The sequence below is a fragment of the Pseudomonas sp. ADPe genome (assembly GCF_014843515.1).
Taxonomy (GTDB): domain Bacteria; phylum Pseudomonadota; class Gammaproteobacteria; order Pseudomonadales; family Pseudomonadaceae; genus Pseudomonas; species Pseudomonas citronellolis.
Window position 1 is genome coordinate 4,001,054 of the sequence record NZ_CP062122.1, and the last position, 17,791, is coordinate 4,018,844.

The 17,791-nt window shown below is 68.3% G+C and carries 16 protein-coding genes; 2 read left to right on the forward strand and 14 right to left on the reverse strand.

All coding sequences use genetic code 11. The annotated features are described in order from the left end of the window. The first annotated feature begins 142 nt into the window (after positions 1 to 142). Positions 143 to 493, forward strand: a complete 351-nt coding sequence (locus IG194_RS18080; RefSeq protein ID WP_009613032.1) for a BON domain-containing protein — start codon at positions 143 to 145, stop codon at positions 491 to 493. Positions 494 to 545: 52 nt separating this feature from the next. Next, on the forward strand, positions 546 to 743 hold the full coding sequence (locus tag IG194_RS18085; RefSeq protein ID WP_009613031.1) for a CsbD family protein: 198 nt from the start codon (positions 546 to 548) through the stop codon (positions 741 to 743). 54 nt (positions 744 to 797) lie between these two features. Here IG194_RS18085 and IG194_RS18090 read toward each other — a convergent pair whose 3' ends face one another. The 14 genes from IG194_RS18090 to IG194_RS18155 form a co-directional block, all read right to left on the reverse strand. Continuing rightward, the gene (locus tag IG194_RS18090) at positions 798 to 2,249 is read right to left on the reverse strand and encodes a rhomboid family intramembrane serine protease (protein WP_058488402.1); all 1,452 of its coding nucleotides are present in this window, start codon (positions 2,247 to 2,249) and stop codon (positions 798 to 800) included. Positions 2,250 to 2,308: 59 nt separating this feature from the next. After that, the gene (locus tag IG194_RS18095; protein WP_058488403.1) at positions 2,309 to 2,605 is read right to left on the reverse strand and encodes a DUF2845 domain-containing protein; all 297 of its coding nucleotides are present in this window, start codon (positions 2,603 to 2,605) and stop codon (positions 2,309 to 2,311) included. A 16-nt stretch (positions 2,606 to 2,621) separates the two neighbouring features. Continuing rightward, positions 2,622 to 2,912, reverse strand: coding sequence for a DUF2845 domain-containing protein (locus IG194_RS18100; protein WP_043269023.1), 291 nt, complete (start codon positions 2,910 to 2,912; stop codon positions 2,622 to 2,624). 11 nt (positions 2,913 to 2,923) lie between these two features. Next, positions 2,924 to 6,094 (reverse strand): DUF748 domain-containing protein, encoded by a 3,171-nt coding sequence (locus tag IG194_RS18105; RefSeq protein ID WP_058488404.1) that lies wholly within the window; start codon positions 6,092 to 6,094, stop codon positions 2,924 to 2,926. Positions 6,095 to 6,185: 91 nt separating this feature from the next. After that, entirely contained in the window at positions 6,186 to 6,806 is a 621-nt protein-coding gene (locus tag IG194_RS18110) for a response regulator transcription factor (protein WP_058488405.1), read from the reverse strand. Positions 6,807 to 6,883: 77 nt separating this feature from the next. Further along, on the reverse strand, positions 6,884 to 8,062 hold the full coding sequence (locus IG194_RS18115; RefSeq protein WP_058488406.1) for an acetyl-CoA C-acetyltransferase: 1,179 nt from the start codon (positions 8,060 to 8,062) through the stop codon (positions 6,884 to 6,886). Between the two features lie 116 nt (positions 8,063 to 8,178). Then, a complete protein-coding gene (locus tag IG194_RS18120) occupies positions 8,179 to 9,057 on the reverse strand; it encodes an oxygenase MpaB family protein (RefSeq protein ID WP_058488407.1) in 879 nt (292 codons plus the stop codon). Positions 9,058 to 9,151: 94 nt separating this feature from the next. Then, positions 9,152 to 11,089, reverse strand: coding sequence for an acetate--CoA ligase (gene acs, locus IG194_RS18125; protein WP_058488408.1), 1,938 nt, complete (start codon positions 11,087 to 11,089; stop codon positions 9,152 to 9,154). A gap of 417 nt (positions 11,090 to 11,506) precedes the next feature. Continuing rightward, on the reverse strand, positions 11,507 to 13,171 hold the full coding sequence (gene pgi / locus IG194_RS18130) for a glucose-6-phosphate isomerase (RefSeq protein WP_009613022.1): 1,665 nt from the start codon (positions 13,169 to 13,171) through the stop codon (positions 11,507 to 11,509). 68 nt (positions 13,172 to 13,239) lie between these two features. Then, the gene (gene panD, locus IG194_RS18135; RefSeq protein ID WP_009613020.1) at positions 13,240 to 13,620 is read right to left on the reverse strand and encodes an aspartate 1-decarboxylase; all 381 of its coding nucleotides are present in this window, start codon (positions 13,618 to 13,620) and stop codon (positions 13,240 to 13,242) included. 110 nt (positions 13,621 to 13,730) lie between these two features. Continuing rightward, positions 13,731 to 14,582 (reverse strand): pantoate--beta-alanine ligase, encoded by an 852-nt coding sequence (gene panC / locus IG194_RS18140; RefSeq protein WP_058488409.1) that lies wholly within the window; start codon positions 14,580 to 14,582, stop codon positions 13,731 to 13,733. Continuing rightward, positions 14,579 to 15,379, reverse strand: a complete 801-nt coding sequence (gene panB, locus IG194_RS18145) for a 3-methyl-2-oxobutanoate hydroxymethyltransferase (RefSeq protein WP_009613015.1) — start codon at positions 15,377 to 15,379, stop codon at positions 14,579 to 14,581. The genes panC and panB overlap by 4 nt, the downstream gene beginning before the upstream one ends. Before the next feature lie 124 nt (positions 15,380 to 15,503). Continuing rightward, a complete protein-coding gene (folK, locus tag IG194_RS18150; RefSeq protein WP_058488410.1) occupies positions 15,504 to 15,989 on the reverse strand; it encodes a 2-amino-4-hydroxy-6-hydroxymethyldihydropteridine diphosphokinase in 486 nt (161 codons plus the stop codon). Next, on the reverse strand, positions 15,986 to 17,389 hold the full coding sequence (locus tag IG194_RS18155) for a polynucleotide adenylyltransferase PcnB (protein ID WP_009613011.1): 1,404 nt from the start codon (positions 17,387 to 17,389) through the stop codon (positions 15,986 to 15,988). The genes folK and IG194_RS18155 overlap by 4 nt, the downstream gene beginning before the upstream one ends. Positions 17,390 to 17,791 lie beyond the last annotated feature (402 nt).

The following is a 17,791-nucleotide window of genomic DNA, read 5'->3' on the forward strand; positions in this document are numbered from 1 at the left end:
CTGGTATTGCTGGTTCAATCTAACTGATTGATCCATAAGGAATTTACATTTCCGGAAAAGCTGGCCCGGAGCTTGCGATATCCCTTGTGAAACTGCCGCCAGGCATGGTCGCAGTTCCTTGCAAAGTACAGGAGAGATCGCCATGAAACACCGTTTCAGCAAACTGGCCCTTGCCGCTGCCACCGCTTCCGCCCTGAGCTTCTCGCTCGCCAGCCCGGTGTTCGCGCAACCGACGACCCTCGCTGCGAATGACACCGTGCAGAAGACCGAGGAAGCGGTTTCCGATACCTGGATCACCAGCAAGGTGAAATCCAGCCTGATCGCCAACAAGGACATCAGCGGCACCAGCATCAAGGTGGAAACCAACCAGGGTGTGGTCTCCCTGTCCGGTACCGTGAAGACCGACGCCGAGCGTGACCTGGCGATCGAAACCACCAAGGGCATCAAGGGCGTCAAGGCGGTTTCCGCCGACGGCCTGAAGGCCGTGGACTGACAATGGCGGCCCGGCTCGCGCCGGGCCTGCCCACCGAACGAGGAATAGCGTGATGAATTCCGACGTGATCAAGGGCAAGTGGAAGCAGCTGTCCGGCACCCTGAAGGAAAAGTGGGGCAAGCTGACCGACGACGACCTGCAAGTGGCGGACGGACATGCCGAATACCTGGTCGGCAAGCTGCAGGAACGCTACGGCTGGAGCCGCGACCGTGCGGAGCAGGAAGTCCGCGACTTCAGCGACCGCCTGTAACCCTGCGCGAGGTTTCACGAGGCCCCGCCGGCGCAAGCCGGCGGGGCCTTTTCGTCAGCGCGCCAGTTGCTGCTGGTAGAGCGCAAGCTGGCGCGTCTGCTCGGCCTCGGGGTAGCGCTGGCGAAGGAACTGCGCCAGTTCGCGCAGGCCCTGGCTGTCGCGCTGGGCGCCGAGGCGCTTGGCCAGTTGCAGCGTCATCTGCGGCAGCTGCGCCGGGTGCTGGCCGCTTTTCGCCAGGCGCCGCCAGGCCCCCAGGGCGCGTGGCCCGTCTTCCAATTGCAGGAGCCTCTGCAGCAGGTGCAACTGCACCGCGGGGTGGGCCAACTGGCGCTGTTTCTCCGCGGCGCTGTCGTCGGCCAGACGGCGCAACAGGGCGGCGGCCTCGCTCGGCGGCAGGGCGAACAACTGCTTGAGCACGGCGCCGAGCAGCGCCGCATCCTGGCGGGAGACCGCCACGCCGTACAGGCGCTCGATCAGCAGCAGGCGCCCGGGGTGGCGTTGCAGCAGGTCCTGCCCGCGGCTCGCCGCCTGGTCCAGGGCGAAGCGGCCGATCAGGGCGTCGAGGGCGGCCAGGTCGCGCTTGAAGGCGGCGTCGGGGTCTTCCTTGGCCAGGTAGGCCTCGTCGACCTTCAGCCGCCCGAAGCGGCGCGGCAGCCACACCAGCAGGAAGCCCGAGGCCAGGCCGCCGAGGTGGGCGTAGTAGTTGACGTGGTCGGCGGCGCGCAGCAGGCCGTAGAGCTCCTTGCCCATCCATAGCGGCAGTATCCACAGCGCCGGCGCGCTGAAGTAGCCGAGCAGCGGCCCCAGCCAGTAGAAGAAGCGGATGCGCCGCAACCCGTAGACGCCGATGTACATGCCCATCAGCCCGGAGATGGCGCCGGAGGCGCCGATGCCGGTCACCCACACCGGGTCCAGCGCCCACCACAGCAGCCCGGAGCAGAGCCCGCTGACCAGGTACAGGGCGAGGTACTTGAGGCGGCCCAGGGCGATTTCCAGGGCGAAGCCGAAGATGAACAGGAACACCATGTTGCCGGCCAGGTGCCAGAAGTCGCCGTGCAGGAACATGGAGCCGAACAGCCCCTGCAGGCTGAATTGCGCGGGGATGAAGCCGAAGCGCAGCGAGCTCAGGCGGTCCCGCGCGGCCTCGGCGCTGGCCCGCGCCGCTTGCCAGGCCGGGTCCTGCTGGAAGGCCGGCTGGCCGCGCAGTTCATGGCCGAACTCCAGGTCGCGGAGGATCAGCCAGGCCAGGTCCTGGCGGCGCAGGCCCTCGATGGCGCGTTTCTGGGTGTCGTCCAGCTTCTCGCGGCGCGCCAGCGATTCGCCGAACAGCGCGCGCTCGCGGCCCAGCAGGTCCAGCTCCAGGTAGACGCCGACGGCCTGTTCCTGGCGGGCCCGGTCGCCCCCCTGGTAGACGAAGAAGATCAGGCAGTTGAGCAGGATCAGCAGCAGCGTCACCAGCGGCGGCTTCTTCCAGTCCAGCGGGTGTTCGGCGGGCACGATGAGCATGGGCGACCTGTCCTTGGCGGTGATGGCGCGAGACTATCACCGGCATCGGGCGCTGTCTGTCAGTTGCTGCGCTTGCTCTGGATGGCGTCGACGCGGTTGCCGCGCAAGCGCACGAAATACAGCATGCCGTTCCAGGGCCCGTAGATCCATTCCTCCACCCGCACCTCCTCGCGCTGGCCCCAGTCGCCGACGACGATGCGGTTGCCCAGGTAGGAACGGTCCACCGGCTGGCCGCAGCGTTCGAGCACGTCGCTGCTGCTGTCGCCGCTGCTGATCAGGCGGCTGCCGCAGCGCAGGCTGTCGGCCAGCGCCGGGGCGGCGGCGAGCAGCAGCAGGGGGAGGACGAACAGGCGCATGGCGGCTCCGCTGCGGTCAGTCGCGCTTGAATTCGATGCGCTTGAGGCGGTTGGCTTCGAAGGTGAGGATGTAGGTGGCGCCGTTGCGCGGGCCGTACACCCATTCCTCGACCTTGAATTCGCGGCGGTCGTAGCCGCCGAGGGTATAGCCGACGTCGTCGCGATGGTCCGGCGCGCCGCACTTCTGCTCCACTTCCCAGGCGCGGTCGCCGACGCTGACCAGGGCGCTGCCGCAGCGCATGCTGTCGGCCTGGGCGCCGGCGCTGGCCAGCAGCAGGGCGCCGGCCAGCAGGGGAAGGGACTTCATCGGGGCGTGCCTCATTCGCTGTCGAGGTGGAGCTGGGTGACGACCTCGCCGCCCTTTTCCGCCTCGGCCTGGCTGACGTCGATCAGGTAGATGCGATCATCCCCCAGTCCGCCCTTGCTGACCAGATAGTCCTTGATGTGCGCGCCGCGCTCCTGGGCCAGCTTGCGCAGCAGCAACTGGCTGCCGCTCCAGGAGTCGACCACCGCCTGGCGCAGCTTGGCGCTGCGCTCGTCCTTGCCCAGTTCCTGCCACTCGGCCGGCGGCTGTTTCTTCAGGCGCGTGCGGTAGATGCCTTCGAGCAGGGCCGGCTGCAGGTCTTCCGGCACCTCCAGCTGGCTGGCGTCGCTGGGCACCTTGTCGCCGCGGCGCTGCAGCATCTTGTAGTAGTTGCTGCGGAATTCCTGCTGCAGGCGCTGCTCGGCCAGCAGCGGGCCGTCGGCCGCGGCGGCGCTCACGCCCTCGACTTCCAGCTTCAGCGCCGGACGCTGCTTGAGCGCGGCGGCGAGCTTGTCGAGGTTGCCTTGCGCCGCGGGCGTCAGCTCGCTGGAGCCGGCGGCGAAGGGCACGTTGCCCAGGTCCTCGTCGCCACCGCCGGCGGCCAGGCCGGCGATGAACTTGAAAGGCGCCTGCACGGCACGCAGCACCAGGTTGCGCAGGGTCTGCCAGACGATGGGCATGACGCTGAACTGCGGGTTGTTCAGGTCGCCTTCCACCGGCAGCTGGATGTCGATGTTGCCGTTGGTGTCCTTGAGCAGGGCCACCGCCAGCTTCACCGGCAGGTCGACGGCGTCGGGGCTGTCGACCTTCTCGCCCAGCTGCAGGTGTTCCACCAGCACCTTGTTGTCGGCCTTCAGCTGGCCCTTGGTGATCTGGTAGTGCAGGTCGAGGTTGAGCCGGCCCTTGCGGATGCGGTAGCCGGCGAATTTGCCGGAGTAGGGCGTCAGGGTGGTCAACTCGACGCGCTTGAAGCTGGTGGCGATGTCCAGCTTCTCCAGCGGCGAGAAGGGGTTGAGGCTGCCCTTGATGGTCACCGGGGCGTACTTGTCGACCTTGCCCTTGATGTCGACGCTGGCCGGCTGCGGGTTGCGGTTGTCGAGGGTGCCGATCTCGCCGCCCAGTTGCTGGATGGCGGTGGCGAAGTCCGGGCGCAGGGTCAGGTCGGCGAAGTTGGCCGAGCCGTCGTTGATGCGGATGCCGCCGATGTGGATGCCCAGGGGCTTGTCGCTGCCGGCCTTGGCCGGGCTGGCGGCGCCCTTGGCCGCCGGCTGCTCGGGCTGGGCGATGATCAGCTCGCTGACGTTGGTGCTGCGGTCCTCGTTGATGATGAAGCGCGCGTAGGGCTGCTCGAAGGACACGCTCTGGATCACCAGGCTGTCGCCATGCTTGTAGGCCAGCCCGTCGAGGGTGAGCTTCTGCCATTTGACGAAGTCGCGGCTCTTCAGGGTGTCCAGGGTGTGCAGCTGGCTGACCTCGGCGCTGCCGCCGACGCTGAAGGCCAGCGGCTCGGTGCTCTTGAGGTCGACGTCGAGCTTGCTGGCGAGGAAGCCGCTGCGCAGCTCCAGGCGGATGAAGGGTTCCAGGTACGACTGCGCCAGGCGCAGGTCGATGTCGCGGGTGGCGACCTTGAGCCTGGCGCTGACCGGGTTGGGGATGACGCTGCCGCTGGCCTCGATCAGCCCGCGGTTGCCGATGCCGGTCTTGAGCTTGAGCTGTAGCGCCTGGGTCAGCGAGCTGTCGAGGTCCTGCAGGTCGAGGTCCAGCGGGCCGACGTCCAGGGCCACCGACCTGGTCGGTACGCGGTCGGCCAGGTGCACCTTGTAGCCGCGCAGCTGGGTGTCGCGCAGGACCACGTGCCAGGGCTTCTGCGGCTCGGTCGGCCTGGCCGGTTCCGGCGGCGGGCTTGCCGGCTTGTCGGCGGCGGCCGCAGCCTGGTCGGCTTGGGCTTGGGCTTGGGCTTGGGCTTGGGCTTGGGCTTGGGCCTCTGCTTCAGGTTTGGCCTCGGGCTTCGCCGCGGCCTGGGTTGCGGTCTTGTCCGCCGGGGCCGCATCGGTCTTGGCGGGCGCAGGGCTGGCTGCGTCCGCTACGGGCTTGGCGGCCGGCGCGGTGTCGGCGGGTTGCGCTGCCTCATCGGCGGTGGGTTTCGGCTGCTCGGCAGGGGCCGGCTTGCGCGCGGGCTTCTGGAAGTCGGCGAAGAGTTTCTGCCAGTCGAGCTGGCCGTCCTTCTCGCGGGCGGCCCAGGTTTCCAGGCCCTGGCTGCGGATCTGGCCGACCAGCACTTCGCGCTTGGCCAGGTCCAGTCTGGTCTCGGCCACGTCGAGGCTGGCCAGGGTGACCAGCGGCTTGCCGGCCGGGCTCTTGAGGTCGAGGTCACGCAGGTTGGCGCTGGTCTTTTCCAACTGCAGCTGGGTGTCCTTGCTCAGGTCCAGCTTGTACTCGGTGGCAACGCTGAGGATGCCCTTCTGCAACTCCAGCGGCGCGTTGTCGCGCACGTAGGGCCACCAGGCCTTGAGCGGAATGCCCTGGATCGACAGGCTGCCGCTGGAGGCGAGCGGGGTCAGGCTGAGGTCGCCCTTCCAGTCGACCTTGCCGCCGTGGGGGCCGGCGCCGCTCAGGGTCATCTGCGCGCCGCTGTCGGGCAGGGTGCTGAGGTTGTGCAACTCGAAGCCCAGCGGGTCGAAGACGAAATCCACCTGCTCGCTCGGGCGGTTGTCCTGGAAGTGCACGCTGCCCTGGCTCAGGGCGACGCGCTCGATGCGCAGCGGGAAGGGCTTGCTGTCCGGCTGCTCGGGCTTGGGCTCGCTGGGCGGCAGCTTGAACAGGCGGCCGAGGTTGAGGCTGCCGTCCTCGGCGAACACCACTTCGCCATGGGGCTTGTCCAGTTGCACGTCGGCCAGGTGCAGCTGGCGCGTCCACAGGCTGTCGAGCTGCAGGTTGGCGTACAGGCGCTCGAAGGCCACCTGCTCCTGGCCGGGCTGGCCGATGCGCAGGCCCCAGACGTTCAGCTCCAGGCTGAAGGGGTTGAGTTCGATGCGCTCGATGTGCGCCGGCACGGTGGCGTACTGGGCCAGTTGCTGGTTGACCACGCGCAGGGCGATGCCGGGGAGGATCAGGAAGCCCAGCAGGCAATAGAGGAGGAACAGCAGCACCAGGGTGCCGATCGCGCGAATCAATCCTTTGGGCATAGCGGGAGTCATTTTCCGTCGTGGCGTACCTCGGAGTATGGCACGCGTGCAAAGTTCCAAGTCTTGAGCCGTGGCAGCGCGGCCGCGGCGCTCAGGCCTGCAGGTTGTGCTGGCGGGCGAACTCCACCAGGTCCACCAGGCTGTTCAGCTGCAGTTTCTCGAGGATGCGCGTCTTGTAGGTGCTGACGGTCTTCTGGCTGAGGAACAGCTCCTCGGCGATCTGCTTGTTGCTCTGGCCGCGCACCAGGCTGCGCAGCACCACCAGCTCGCGCGGGGTGAGCGCCGCCACCGGGTCGTCGCCGGGCTGCCCGGGCGCGCCCAGGGGGCGCTCGGGGAAGCAGCGGTAGCCGGCGACCAGCATGCGCGCGGCGTTGAGGATGGCCGTGGTGTCCTTGTTCTTGCTGACGAAACCGTGCCCGCCGGCGGCTTCCACGCGGTTGGCGTAGAGCCGCTCGTCCTGGGAACTGAGCACCAGCAGGCGGATGTTCTCGTCGAAGATGTGCACCCGCGCCAGCAGGTCCATGCCGTCCATGCCCGGCAGGTTGAGGTCGAGGATGACCAGGTCGGGCTTGTGCTGGCGCACCAGGTTGAGCCCGGTGTTGCCGTCGTCGGCCTCGCCGACGATTTCGAACTGGGGGTCCTGGGCGAGCAGCGAGCGAATCGCCAGGCGCATGGCCGGGTGATCCTCCACCACGATGACGCGTTTGTTCATGGGCAATCCTTTAAGGCGCGATCCGCCCAATGAAGATAGCCCAGTTGGCGCGACCTTGCGGCCGCGCCCGGCGAGGCTCAGCGTTGCAGGGCCAGCGCGACGCCCTGGCCGCCACCGATGCAGAGGGTGGCGAGGCCCTTCTTCGCGTCGCGGCGGAGCATTTCGTGCAGCAGGGTGACCAGCACGCGGCAGCCGGAGGCGCCGATGGGGTGGCCGAGGGCGATGGCGCCGCCGTTGACGTTGACCTTGGCGGCGTCCCAGCCCAGTTCCTTGCCCACCGCCAGGGACTGCGCGGCGAAGGCTTCGTTGGCCTCGATCAGGTCCAGCTCGGCCAACTGCCAGCCGGCCTTGTCCAGGCAGCGGCGGGTGGCGGACACCGGGCCGATGCCCATGATCGCCGGGTCGACGCCGGCATTGGCGTAGGCGGCGATGCGCGCCAGCACCGGCAGGCCCAGTTCGGCGGCCTTGGCGGCGCTCATCAGCAGCACGGCGGCGGCGCCGTCGTTGAGGCTGGAGGCATTGCCGGCGGTGACGCTGCCGTCTTTCTTGAAGGCCGGCTTGAGCTTGGCCAGGGACTCGGCGCTGGTGCCGGCGCGGACCTGTTCGTCGGTGGCGAAGCGCAGCGGCTCGCCCTTGCGCTGGGGAATCTCGATGGGGGTGATCTCCGCCTCGAAGCGCCCGGCGGCGATGGCTTCGGCGGCCTTGCGCTGGGACTCGGCGGCGAAGGCGTCCTGCTCCTCGCGGCTGATGCCGTACTTGTCCACCAGGTTCTCGGCGGTAATGCCCATGTGGTAGTCGTTGAAGGCGTCCCACAGGCCGTCGACGATCATGCTGTCGAGCAGTTGCGCATGGCCCATGCGCAGGCCGGTGCGGGCCTTGGGCAGCACGTAGGGCGACAGGCTCATGCTTTCCTGGCCGCCGGCGACGATCACTTCGGCATCGCCGCAGCGGATGGCCTGGGCGGCCAGGTGCAGGGCCTTGAGGCCTGAGCCGCAGACCTTGTTGACGGTCATCGCCGGTACGCTGTGCGGCAGGCCGGCGGCGATGGCGGCCTGGCGCGCGGGGTTCTGCCCGGCGCCGGCGGTGAGGGTCTGGCCGAGGATGACTTCGTCGACCGCCTCCGCGGCGACGCCGGTCTGCTCGAGCAGGCGGCGGATCACCGCGGCGCCCAGTTCATGGGCCGGCAGGGCCGATAGGGAACCCTGGAAGCTGCCGATGGCGGTGCGGGTGGCAGCGACTATGACGACATCTTGCATGACACGAATCCTCAGCATGGGGCGGCGCGGGCCGCGGCGAACGAGCGGGCATGGTTGCACAGGCGGGCATGGCCGACCACTCTCCGAACCGCTGAGTCAGGCGCGGGATCGGCCGGTCAGCGCAGCGGCGGCAGGCCCATGCGCCGGCGCGCGCGGTGCAGCGAGCCGTTGCGCACCGCCCAGCGCAGCAGTGGCACGCTGCGCTTCACGCTGGTGCGGATCAGCTGGCGTTGCAGCGGGCGCAGGGAGAAACCGAGCATGTCGGCGGCCCAGTCCGGCAGCAGGTCGATGCCGGCGCGCATCATCAGCGCGCTGAAGGGCCTGGCCAGGGAGCTGGGCGCCGGGGCGTCGAGCAGCACCTCGACCACGTCGCGGGTGCGCTCGTTGTAGTGGAGCTGGGGGCGCATGCGTTCCAGGTACTCGGCCACCTCCAGGCGCGAGCGCGGCACGTCGCGGGCGCCCAGGCGCTCGGCGACCAGGGCGATCTCGTCGTAGTAGCGGTCCTGCTCGCTGCCGGGCAGGTCGGGGTTCAGATAGCGCAGGTGCGACTTGAGGAAGCAGCTGACCTCGGCGACGTGCACCCAGGTCAGCAGGTCCGGGTCGCTGGCCGAGTAGAAGGTGCCGTCGGGCAGGGTGCCGCTGACGTTGTCGTGGATGCGCCGCACCCGGGCGATCAGCTTCTCGGCGTCGGCCACCGAGCCGTAGGTGGTGGTGGAGATGAACTGGCCGGTGCGGCGCAGGCGGCCGAGCATGTCGGCGCGGAAGTTGGAGTGGTCCCAGACGCCGCCCAGGGCGGCGGGGTGGAGCATCTGCAGGAGCAGGGCGCTGATGCCGCCGATGAGCATGGAGCTGAAGTCGCCATGGACTTTCCAGCAGGCCGAGTCGGGGCCGAACAGGCCCGGGTCGCCCTTGGGGGATTCGAAATCGACGCCCCCGAGGGCGAGTCCGGTCAGGCTCAGGACCTGGCTTTCGATATGACGGCGAACGGTTTCCATGGCGGGGAGCTGCAAGCCTCAAGCGTCAAGCTACAAGTGGTGCATACGGTTAGCTTAACCGCAGGCGCTCTGTCTTGCAGCTTGCAGCCGCCCTTCACCTGTTGATGCGGTTGTCGATCAGCCCCTGGACCACGCTGGGGTCGGCGAGGGTCGAGGTGTCGCCGAGGTTGTCCAGCTCGTTGCAGGCGATCTTGCGCAGGATGCGCCGCATGATCTTGCCCGAGCGCGTCTTCGGCAGGCCCGGCGCCCACTGCAGCGCTTCCGGCTTGGCGAAGCTGCCGATCTCCTTGCTGACCACCGCCAGCAGTTCCTGCTTCAGCTCTTCGCTGGGCTCGACGCCGTTCATCGGCGTGACGAAGGCGTAGATGCCCTGGCCCTTGAGGTCGTGGGGGTAGCCCACCACCGCGGCCTCGGCGATGCCGTCGTGCAGCACCAGGGCGCTTTCCACCTCGGCGGTGCCGATGCGGTGGCCGGAGACGTTGATCACGTCGTCGACGCGCCCGGTGATCCAGTAGTAGCCGTCCTCGTCGCGGCGCGCGCCGTCGCCGGTGAAGTAGTAGCCGGGATAGGGCTTGAAGTAGGTGTCGACCATGCGCTGGTGGTCGCCGTAGATGCTGCGGATCTGGCTCGGCCAGCTGGCCTTGATCGCCAGCACGCCGGCGCCGGGGCCGTCGATCTCCTTGCCGTGCTCGTCCAGCAGCACCGGCTGCACGCCGAAGAACGGCAGGGTCGCCGAGCCGGGCTTGAGCGAGGTGGCGCCGGGCAGCGGGGTGATGAGGATGCTGCCGGTCTCGGTCTGCCACCAGGTGTCGACGATCGGGCAGCGCGTCTCGCCGACCACGTGGTAGTACCACTCCCAGGCCTCGGGGTTGATCGGTTCGCCCACCGAGCCGAGCAGGCGCAGGCTGGCGCGCGAGGTCTTCTTCACCGGTTCCTCGCCTTCGCGCATCAGGGCGCGGATGGCGGTGGGCGCGGTGTAGAAGATGTTCACCTGGTGCTTGTCGATCACCTGCCAGAAGCGCGAGGCGTCCGGGTAGCTGGGCACGCCCTCGAACATCAGGGTGGTGGCGCCGTTGGCCAGCGGGCCGTAGACGATGTAGCTGTGCCCGGTGACCCAGCCGACGTCGGCGGTGCACCAGTAGATGTCACCCTCGTGGTAGTCGAACACGTACTTGTGCGTCATGGCCGCGCCCAGCAGGTAGCCGCCGGTGGTGTGCAGCACGCCCTTGGGTTTGCCGGTGGAGCCGGAGGTGTAGAGGATGAACAGCGGGTCCTCGGCGTCCATGGGCTCCGGCGGGCAGTCCTCGCTGACGCCGTGCAGGGTCTCGTGGTACCAGAGGTCGCGGCCCTCGACCCAGGGCACCTTGCCCTGGGTGCGCTGCACCACCACCACGGTGGAGACGTTCGGGCAGTCCTGCAGGGCCTTTTCCACGTTCTGCTTGAGCGGGATGTACTTGCCGCCGCGCACGCCTTCGTCGGCGGTGATCACGGTGCGGCAGTCGGCGTCGAGGATGCGGTCGCGCAGGGAGTCCGGCGAGAAGCCGCCGAACACCACAGAATGGATGGCGCCGATGCGCGCGCAGGCCAGCATGGCGTAGGCCGCCTCGGGGATCATCGGCATGTAGATGCACACCCGGTCGCCCTTCTCCACGCCGCGGCTCTTGAGTACGTTGGCCAGGCGGCAGACGTGGCTGTGCAGCTTGCGGTAGGTGATGTGGGCGGACTCGGCGGGGTTGTCGCCTTCCCAGATGATGGCGACCTGTTCGCCGCGCTGTTCCAGGTGGCGGTCGATGCAGTTGTAGGCGACGTTGAGCTGGCCGCCCTTGAACCAGCTGGCCTGGCCGCGGGCCAGGTCGCCGTGGTGCACGGAGTGCCAGGGCTTGAACCAGTCGAGCAGGGCCTTGGCCTGCTCGCCCCAGAACACGTCCGGTTGTTCGATGGATTGGCGGTAGAGGCGCCGGTAGCCCTCCTCGTCGAGGTAGGCACGCTGGCGAACGGCGTCCGGCACCGGGTGAGCGGTGATTTCGAACATGACGATATCCTTGTTGTTGTGATGTTTTGCTAAGGCGTCTGGTTCAAGACTGGGCCAATGCGCGGCCCGGTTCAAGCCTTGGAGGGATGGCCGGCAGTTCGGTTGGGGCGTGGAGCCGTGAGCGCGGCATAGGGGCCATTGCCTTGCCGGCTGCGCCGAGGTGCTTTCGTAGGATGGGTTGAGCCTTGGCGAAACCCATGCGGTCATGGCGATGGGTATCGCTTCGCTCCACCCATCCTACGGGAAGCCGTGCCTTGTAGCGGATCTCATCCGCGAATCGCGCCGGAACCTCCGGCTATCGCGGACAAGGTCCGCTCCTACGAAGAGCATCTCGGCAGGCGGGCGGCGTATGCCGTAGCGGAAATGAAAACGCCGTTTCCCCTAGGGAGGAAACGGCGCTTTTTCCCAGGGCGGGAATCAGCCGCGGTGACGGCCGCGGAAGAAGTCGATCAGGCCCTGGGTGGAGGCGTCCTCGGCCGGGCTTTCCTCGCTGCCGACCAGGCGCCCGTAGACGGCCTTGCCCAGCTCCTTGCCCAGCTCCACGCCCCACTGGTCGAAGGCGTTGATGCCCCAGAGAATGCTCTGCACGTAGACCTTGTGCTCGTACATGGCGATCAGCGCGCCCAGGCGGCGGGCGCTGATGCGCTCCAGCACCAGGGTGTTGCTCGGGCGGTTGCCGGGGATCACCTTGTGCGGCGCCAGGCGCTGCACCTCGGCCTCGTCCAGGCCCTTGGCGCGCAGCTCGGCCTCGGCTTCGGCGCGGGTCTTGCCCTGCATCAGCGCCTGGCTCTGCGACAGGCAGTTGGCGTACAGCCACTGGTGGTGGTCGGCCAGCGGGTTGTAGCTGGACACCGGGACGATGAAGTCCGCCGGGATCAGCTGGGTGCCCTGGTGCAGCAACTGGTGGTAGGCGTGCTGGCCGTTGCAGCCGACGCCGCCCCAGATCACCGGGCCGGTGCCGGCGCTGACCGGGGTGCCGTCCTGGCGCACGCTCTTGCCGTTGGACTCCATGTCCAGCTGCTGCAGGTGGTCGGTGATGTTCCGCAGGTAATAGTCGTAGGGCAGGATGGCGTGGCTGCGCGCGCCCCAGAAGTCGCCGTACCAGACGCCGAGCAGGCCCAGCAGCACCGGGATGTTGCGGGCGAAGGGCGCGCTCTGGAAGTGCTGGTCCATGCTGTAGGCGCCGGACAGCAGTTCCTTGAAGTTGTTGATGCCCACCGACATGGCGATCGGCAGGCCGATGGCCGACCACAGCGAGTAGCGCCCGCCGACCCAGTCCCACATGGGGAACACGTTCTCTTCGCGGATGCCGAAGGCCACCGCCGCTTCCTTGTTGCTGGAAACCGCGATGAAGTGGCGGTACAGCTCGGCTTCGTTGCCGCCCTGGGCCAGGTACCAGGCGCGCGCGGCCTGGGCGTTCTTCAGCGTCTCCAGGGTGCCGAAGGACTTGGAGGAGACGATGAACAGGGTGGTCTCGGCGTTCAGCTTGCTGGTCAGCTCGCGGAACTCGCTGCCGTCGATATTGGCCAGGTAGTGGCAGCGCACGCCTTTCTGGGCGAAGGGCAGCAGGGCCTCGGAGACCAGCTGCGGGCCGAGGAAGGAGCCGCCGATGCCGATGTTCACCACGTCGGTGATGGGCTTCTCGGTGTAGCCGCGCCACAGGCCGTTGTGCACGTAGGCGACCAGCTCGGTCATCTGGTGCAGCACGCGGTGCACTTCCGGCATCACGTCGACGCCGTCCACCAGCACCTTGTCGCCAATCGGCCGGCGCAGCGCGGTGTGCAGCACCGGACGGCGCTCGGAGGCGTTGATCACCTCGCCGCGGAACATGGACTGGATGGCCTCGCCCAGCTGGGCTTCTTCCGCCAGCTTGACCAGCAGGCCGAGGGTGTCCTCGCGGATCAGGTTCTTCGAGAAGTCGAGGAACAGGCCGCAGGCGCTCAGGGAGAAACGCTCGAAACGCTTCGGATCGCCGGCGAATGCCTGGCGCATGCTGAAGTCCTGCAGATCCTTGCGGTGCTCGGCCAGTGCCTGCCAGCTCGGCAGGCGAGTGGCATCCAGCGGGGTGAGGTGGTGTTCCATGCGGTACCTTCGGGGGTGTGACGTGCGTTGGAGCGTGAAAAAGCCCGGGGGTTCCGGGCTTTGACGGTTCAGGCGAGCTGCACCGGGATGGCGTTGCTGGTGTGGCTGAGCTGGTTGCCCGGGGCCATGTAGAGCATGCGCGGCTGGTAGTTGGCGAGCTCGGCGTCGCTGTACTGAGCATAAGCGCAGATGATCACCCGGTCACCCACCTTGGCCTTGTGCGCGGCGGCGCCGTTGACCGAAATCATCCGCGAGCCTTCCTCGCCGCGGATGGCGTAGGTGGTGAAGCGCTCGCCGTTGTCGACGTTGTAGATCTGGATCTGTTCGTACTCGCGGATACCGGCGAGGTCCAGCCACTCGCCATCGATGGCGCAGGAGCCTTCGTAGTCGAGGACGGCGTGGGTGACTTCGGCGCGGTGCAGCTTGGCCTTGAGCATGATGCTGTGCATGGCGGGCGCTCCTGTTGTTGTGGGGCTTGGCGCGGACGGCGGCAGAGTATGCCCAACCTGTTACCTGGCCTCAAGCCGCGTGCGGCGCGGCCTGGGCGGGTAACGGCGGGTCAGTCGAGCTGCAGCGGCAGGTTGTCGATCAGGCGGGTCTTGCCGAGGAAGGCGGCGGCCAGGACCACCACCTGCCGGTCGCCGGCGTCGGCGGGGCGCAGGCTCAGGGCCTCGCGGATTTCCAGGTAGTCCACCCGCAGGCCGGCGGCCTCGATCTGCCGGCGGCCCTCTTCGAGCAGCGCCGGGAAATCGCGCGAGCCGCCGCGCAGGGCCTCGGCGAGCTGCCGCAGGGTGCGCTGGATGACCGGCGCGCGGGCGCGCTCGTCGTCGTTCAGGTAGCCGTTGCGCGAGGACAGCGCCAGGCCGTCCTCGGCGCGCACGGTGGGTTCGCCGAAGATCTGCACGGGGATGTTCAGGTCGCGCACCAGCTTGCGGATCACCGCCAGTTGCTGGAAGTCCTTCTCGCCGAACAGGGCCATGTCCGGCTGCACCATGTTCAGCAGCTTGCAGACCACGGTGGCGACGCCGTCGAAGTGGCCCGGGCGGCTGCCGCCGCACAGCCCCTCGGAAACGCCGGGCACGCTGACCTTGGTCTGGCCTTGCATGCCGTCGGGGTACATCTCTTCCACGCCCGGGGCGAACAGCAGGTGGCAGCCGGCTTCCAGCAGCCTGGCCTGGTCGGCGGCGAGGGTGCGCGGGTACTTGTCCAGGTCTTCGTTGGGGCCGAACTGCAGCGGGTTGACGAAGATGCTGGCGACCACGAAGTCTGCGCGCTGGCCGGCCTTGGCCACCAGGGCGGCGTGGCCGGCGTGCAGGTTGCCCATGGTCGGCACCAGGGCGATGCGCTTGCCTTCGCCGCGCGCGCGGGCGACGGCGGCGCGCAGTTCGCGGACGGTCTTGACGGTGTTCATGCGGAGAATCCGTGTTCGGGGCCGGGGAAGGTGCCGTCTTTCACGGCCTTGACGTAGGCGGCGAAGGCGCCCTGGATGCTGTCCTGGCCTTCCATGAAGTTCTTCACGAACTTGGGCGCGCGGCCGGACAGCGACAGGCCGAGCATGTCGTGCATCACCAGCACCTGGCCGTCGGTGCCGGGGCCTGCGCCGATGCCGATCACCGGGATCTTCACCGCTTCGCTGATCTCCTGGCCCAGGGCGCTGGGCACGCACTCCAGCAGCAGCATGGCCACGCCGGCCTGCTCCAGGGCGATGGCGTCGGCGCGCAGCTGGCGGGCCTGGGCTTCCTGGCGACCCTGGACCTTGAAGCCGCCGAACAGGTTGACCGATTGCGGGGTCAGGCCCAGGTGCGCGCACACCGGCACGCCCATCTGCGCCAGGCGCACGATGGGCTCGGCCAGCCAGGCGCCGCCTTCGAGCTTGACCATGTGGGCGCCGGCCTGCATGACCTTGACCGCGTCGTCCAGCAGGCGCTGCAGCGAGGTGCCGGAGGCGAAGGGCAGGTCGGTGACGATCATCGCGCCCTGGTTGCCGCGCTTCACGCAGGCGGTGTGGTAGGCCATTTCCTCGACCGTGACCGGCAGCGTGCTGTCGTGGCCTTGCAGCACCATGCCGAGGGAGTCGCCGATCAGCAGCATCTCCGCGCCCGCGGCGCTGGCCGCCTGGGCGAAGGTGGCATCGTAGGCTGTGAGCATCGCGATCTTCTCGCCGCTTTGCTTCAGGCCTTGCAGGGTGGTCAGGGTGACATCAGGCATGAAAACGGTCCTCGTTGGGCCGGCTGGCGCCGGCGCGGGGCACCTATAGTCCGGATGGGGCGGAGCGAAGTCAATCGCAGGTGTTACCGGACTGTTACGGCGTTACCGCCAACTGGGGTGACGATCAGGATAGCCGCTCGAGACCGGCGAATGGGCAATCCGCCAGCAGTTCCGACAGGCTGCGGCCATCGGGCAGGCGCAGCTGCGGCGCCAGGTCCGCCAGGGGGTAGAGGACGAAGGCGCGGGCGTGCATGTGGTAGTGCGGCACGGTCAGGCGCGGTTCGTCGAGCTGGCGCTCGCCGAACAGCAGGATGTCCAGGTCGAGGGTGCGCGGGCCCCAGCGTTCGTCCTTGCGCACGCGGCCCTGTTCCAGCTCGATGCGCTGCAGGGCGTCGAGCAGGGCCAGGGGGGCAAGCTCGGTGTCCAGCGCGGCCACGGCGTTGACGTAGCGCGGCTGGTCCGGCGGGCCCAGCGGGTCGCTGATGTAGAAGGGCGAAACCGCGGCCAGCGTGGTTTGCGGGATGGCCCGCAGGGCTTCGATGGCGGCGCGCAGTTGGCCCAGGGGATCGGCAAGGTTGCTGCCCAGGCCGAGATAGACGCGCTCGCTCACTCGTTGCCGGCCCCCTCGCTGCGCGGGCCACGGCGGCGACGGCTAGCACCGCCGCGGCGACGCTTGCGCGGGGCGGCGCCGCCATCGTCCGGGCTGGCTGCCAGGTTGCGGATCATGCCGCGGCGTTCGCCGTCGCTGGCGTCCTGGTAGTCGGTCCACCAGTCGCCGAGGCCGCCGGTTTCCTCGCCGGCGCTCTCGCGCAGCAGCAGGAAGTCGTAGCCGGCGCGGAAGCGCGGGTTCTCCAGCAACAGATCGGCGCGCTTGCCCTGGCGCCGCGGCAGGCGTTCCTGCATGTCCCAGATCTCGCGGATCGGGATGGTGAAGCGCTTGGGCACGGCGGTGCGCTGGCACTGCTCGCTGATCAGTTCGTGGGCGGCTTCCTGCATCGCCGGGATCGGCGGCATGCCGCGCTCCTGCAGCTGCGCCACGCGCGCCGGCAGGGCCGGCCAGAGCAGGGCGGCGAAGAGGAAGGCGGGAGTGACCGGCTTGCCCTGGTGGATGCGCAGATCGGTGTTGGCCAGGGCCTGGCGGATCAGCTTGCCGGTGTACTCCGGGTCGCGGGCCAGGGCCTTGGCGCTGGCCGGGAACAGCGGGGCGAACAGCTCGTATTCGAGCAGCAGCTCGAAGGTGCGCTCGCCGCGGCCGCTGAGGAACAGCTTGAGCACTTCGTCGAACAGCCGCGCCGAGGGAATCTCGCGCAGCAGCGGCGCCAGCTTGCGGATCGGCGCGGCGCTGTGCTTCTCGATCTCGAAGTCCAGCTTGGCGGCGAAGCGCACCGCGCGCAGCATGCGCACCGGGTCTTCGAGGTAGCGCTGCTCGGGGTCGCCGATCAGGCGCACCAGGCGGTTGCGGATGTCGTGCACGCCGTGGGCGTAGTCGAGGATGCGCTCGTCGCTGCAGTCGAAGTACAGGGCGTTGATGGTGAAGTCGCGGCGCTGGGCGTCGTCTTCCAGGGTGCCGTAGACGTTGTCGCGCAGGATGCGCCCGGCCTCGTTGCGCGACGCCTGGTTGCTGTCGCCTTCGCCTTCTTCCTGCGGGTGGTGGGCACGGAAGGTGGCCACCTCGATGATCTCGCGGCCGAAATGCACGTGCACCAGCTTGAAACGCCGGCCGATCACCCGCGCGTTGCGGAATTCGGCGCGCACCTGCTCGGGGGTGGCGCTGGTGGCCACGTCGAAGTCCTTGGGGGCGATGCCCAGCAACTGGTCGCGGACGCCGCCGCCGACGATGTAGGCCTGGTATCCCGCCTTCTGCAGCCGGTCCACCACGCTCACCGCATGCCGGCTGAACTGCTCGCGACGCAGCGGATGCTGGTTGCTGCCGACGATTTCCGGAGTGGTGCGGATTGCGCGCTTGCGGCGCAAGGGAGAGCGAAGGGAGGAGATCAGCTTTTTCAGCATGGAGGCACTATTAACAGGTTGGGGTGGATTGCGTCGCGCAACGCAGCGTGCCCTGGCCGGTGGTCGCAGTCGGCAGGCAGCCCATCATGCTTGAAAAGCATGGCCAGCGGAAACAATCGGCGGTAATTCTGATGCGTTGTATATCCGAACGGGTTCGGATTCTAGCATCGGGGCGCAGGAGATGGGGAACGAAGGAAGGAGAGGGAAGCAGGGGAGAGCGGGGAAAGCTACTGGGGGAGCCGAAGCTCCCCCCCAAGTAGGTGCGTGCTTTGTTCTTGTTATGATGCCGGGCTTGTTGTTTTTGTTTGTAGACCCGTCCTCGAGGCTAGCCGCTTCGAGGCATTCCCATTCGGGATCGACAAGAGCAAACGGATTGCTTTGGTCGCTGAGTGAGCAGTGATC

Coding starts and splice junctions, on each gene's coding strand:
- IG194_RS18080 (WP_009613032.1), top strand. CDS start 143: ATGAAACACCGTTTCAGCAAACTGGCCCTTGCCGCTGCCACCGCTTCC.
- IG194_RS18085 (WP_009613031.1), top strand. CDS start 546: ATGAATTCCGACGTGATCAAGGGCAAGTGGAAGCAGCTGTCCGGCACC.
- IG194_RS18090 (WP_058488402.1), bottom strand. CDS start 2,249: ATGCTCATCGTGCCCGCCGAACACCCGCTGGACTGGAAGAAGCCGCCG.
- IG194_RS18095 (WP_058488403.1), bottom strand. CDS start 2,605: ATGCGCCTGTTCGTCCTCCCCCTGCTGCTGCTCGCCGCCGCCCCGGCG.
- IG194_RS18100 (WP_043269023.1), bottom strand. CDS start 2,912: ATGAAGTCCCTTCCCCTGCTGGCCGGCGCCCTGCTGCTGGCCAGCGCC.
- IG194_RS18105 (WP_058488404.1), bottom strand. CDS start 6,094: ATGCCCAAAGGATTGATTCGCGCGATCGGCACCCTGGTGCTGCTGTTC.
- IG194_RS18110 (WP_058488405.1), bottom strand. CDS start 6,806: ATGAACAAACGCGTCATCGTGGTGGAGGATCACCCGGCCATGCGCCTG.
- IG194_RS18115 (WP_058488406.1), bottom strand. CDS start 8,062: ATGCAAGATGTCGTCATAGTCGCTGCCACCCGCACCGCCATCGGCAGC.
- IG194_RS18120 (WP_058488407.1), bottom strand. CDS start 9,057: ATGGAAACCGTTCGCCGTCATATCGAAAGCCAGGTCCTGAGCCTGACC.
- acs (WP_058488408.1), bottom strand. CDS start 11,089: ATGTTCGAAATCACCGCTCACCCGGTGCCGGACGCCGTTCGCCAGCGT.
- pgi (WP_009613022.1), bottom strand. CDS start 13,171: ATGGAACACCACCTCACCCCGCTGGATGCCACTCGCCTGCCGAGCTGG.
- panD (WP_009613020.1), bottom strand. CDS start 13,620: ATGCACAGCATCATGCTCAAGGCCAAGCTGCACCGCGCCGAAGTCACC.
- panC (WP_058488409.1), bottom strand. CDS start 14,582: ATGAACACCGTCAAGACCGTCCGCGAACTGCGCGCCGCCGTCGCCCGC.
- panB (WP_009613015.1), bottom strand. CDS start 15,379: ATGCCTGATGTCACCCTGACCACCCTGCAAGGCCTGAAGCAAAGCGGC.
- IG194_RS18155 (WP_009613011.1), bottom strand. CDS start 17,389: ATGCTGAAAAAGCTGATCTCCTCCCTTCGCTCTCCCTTGCGCCGCAAG.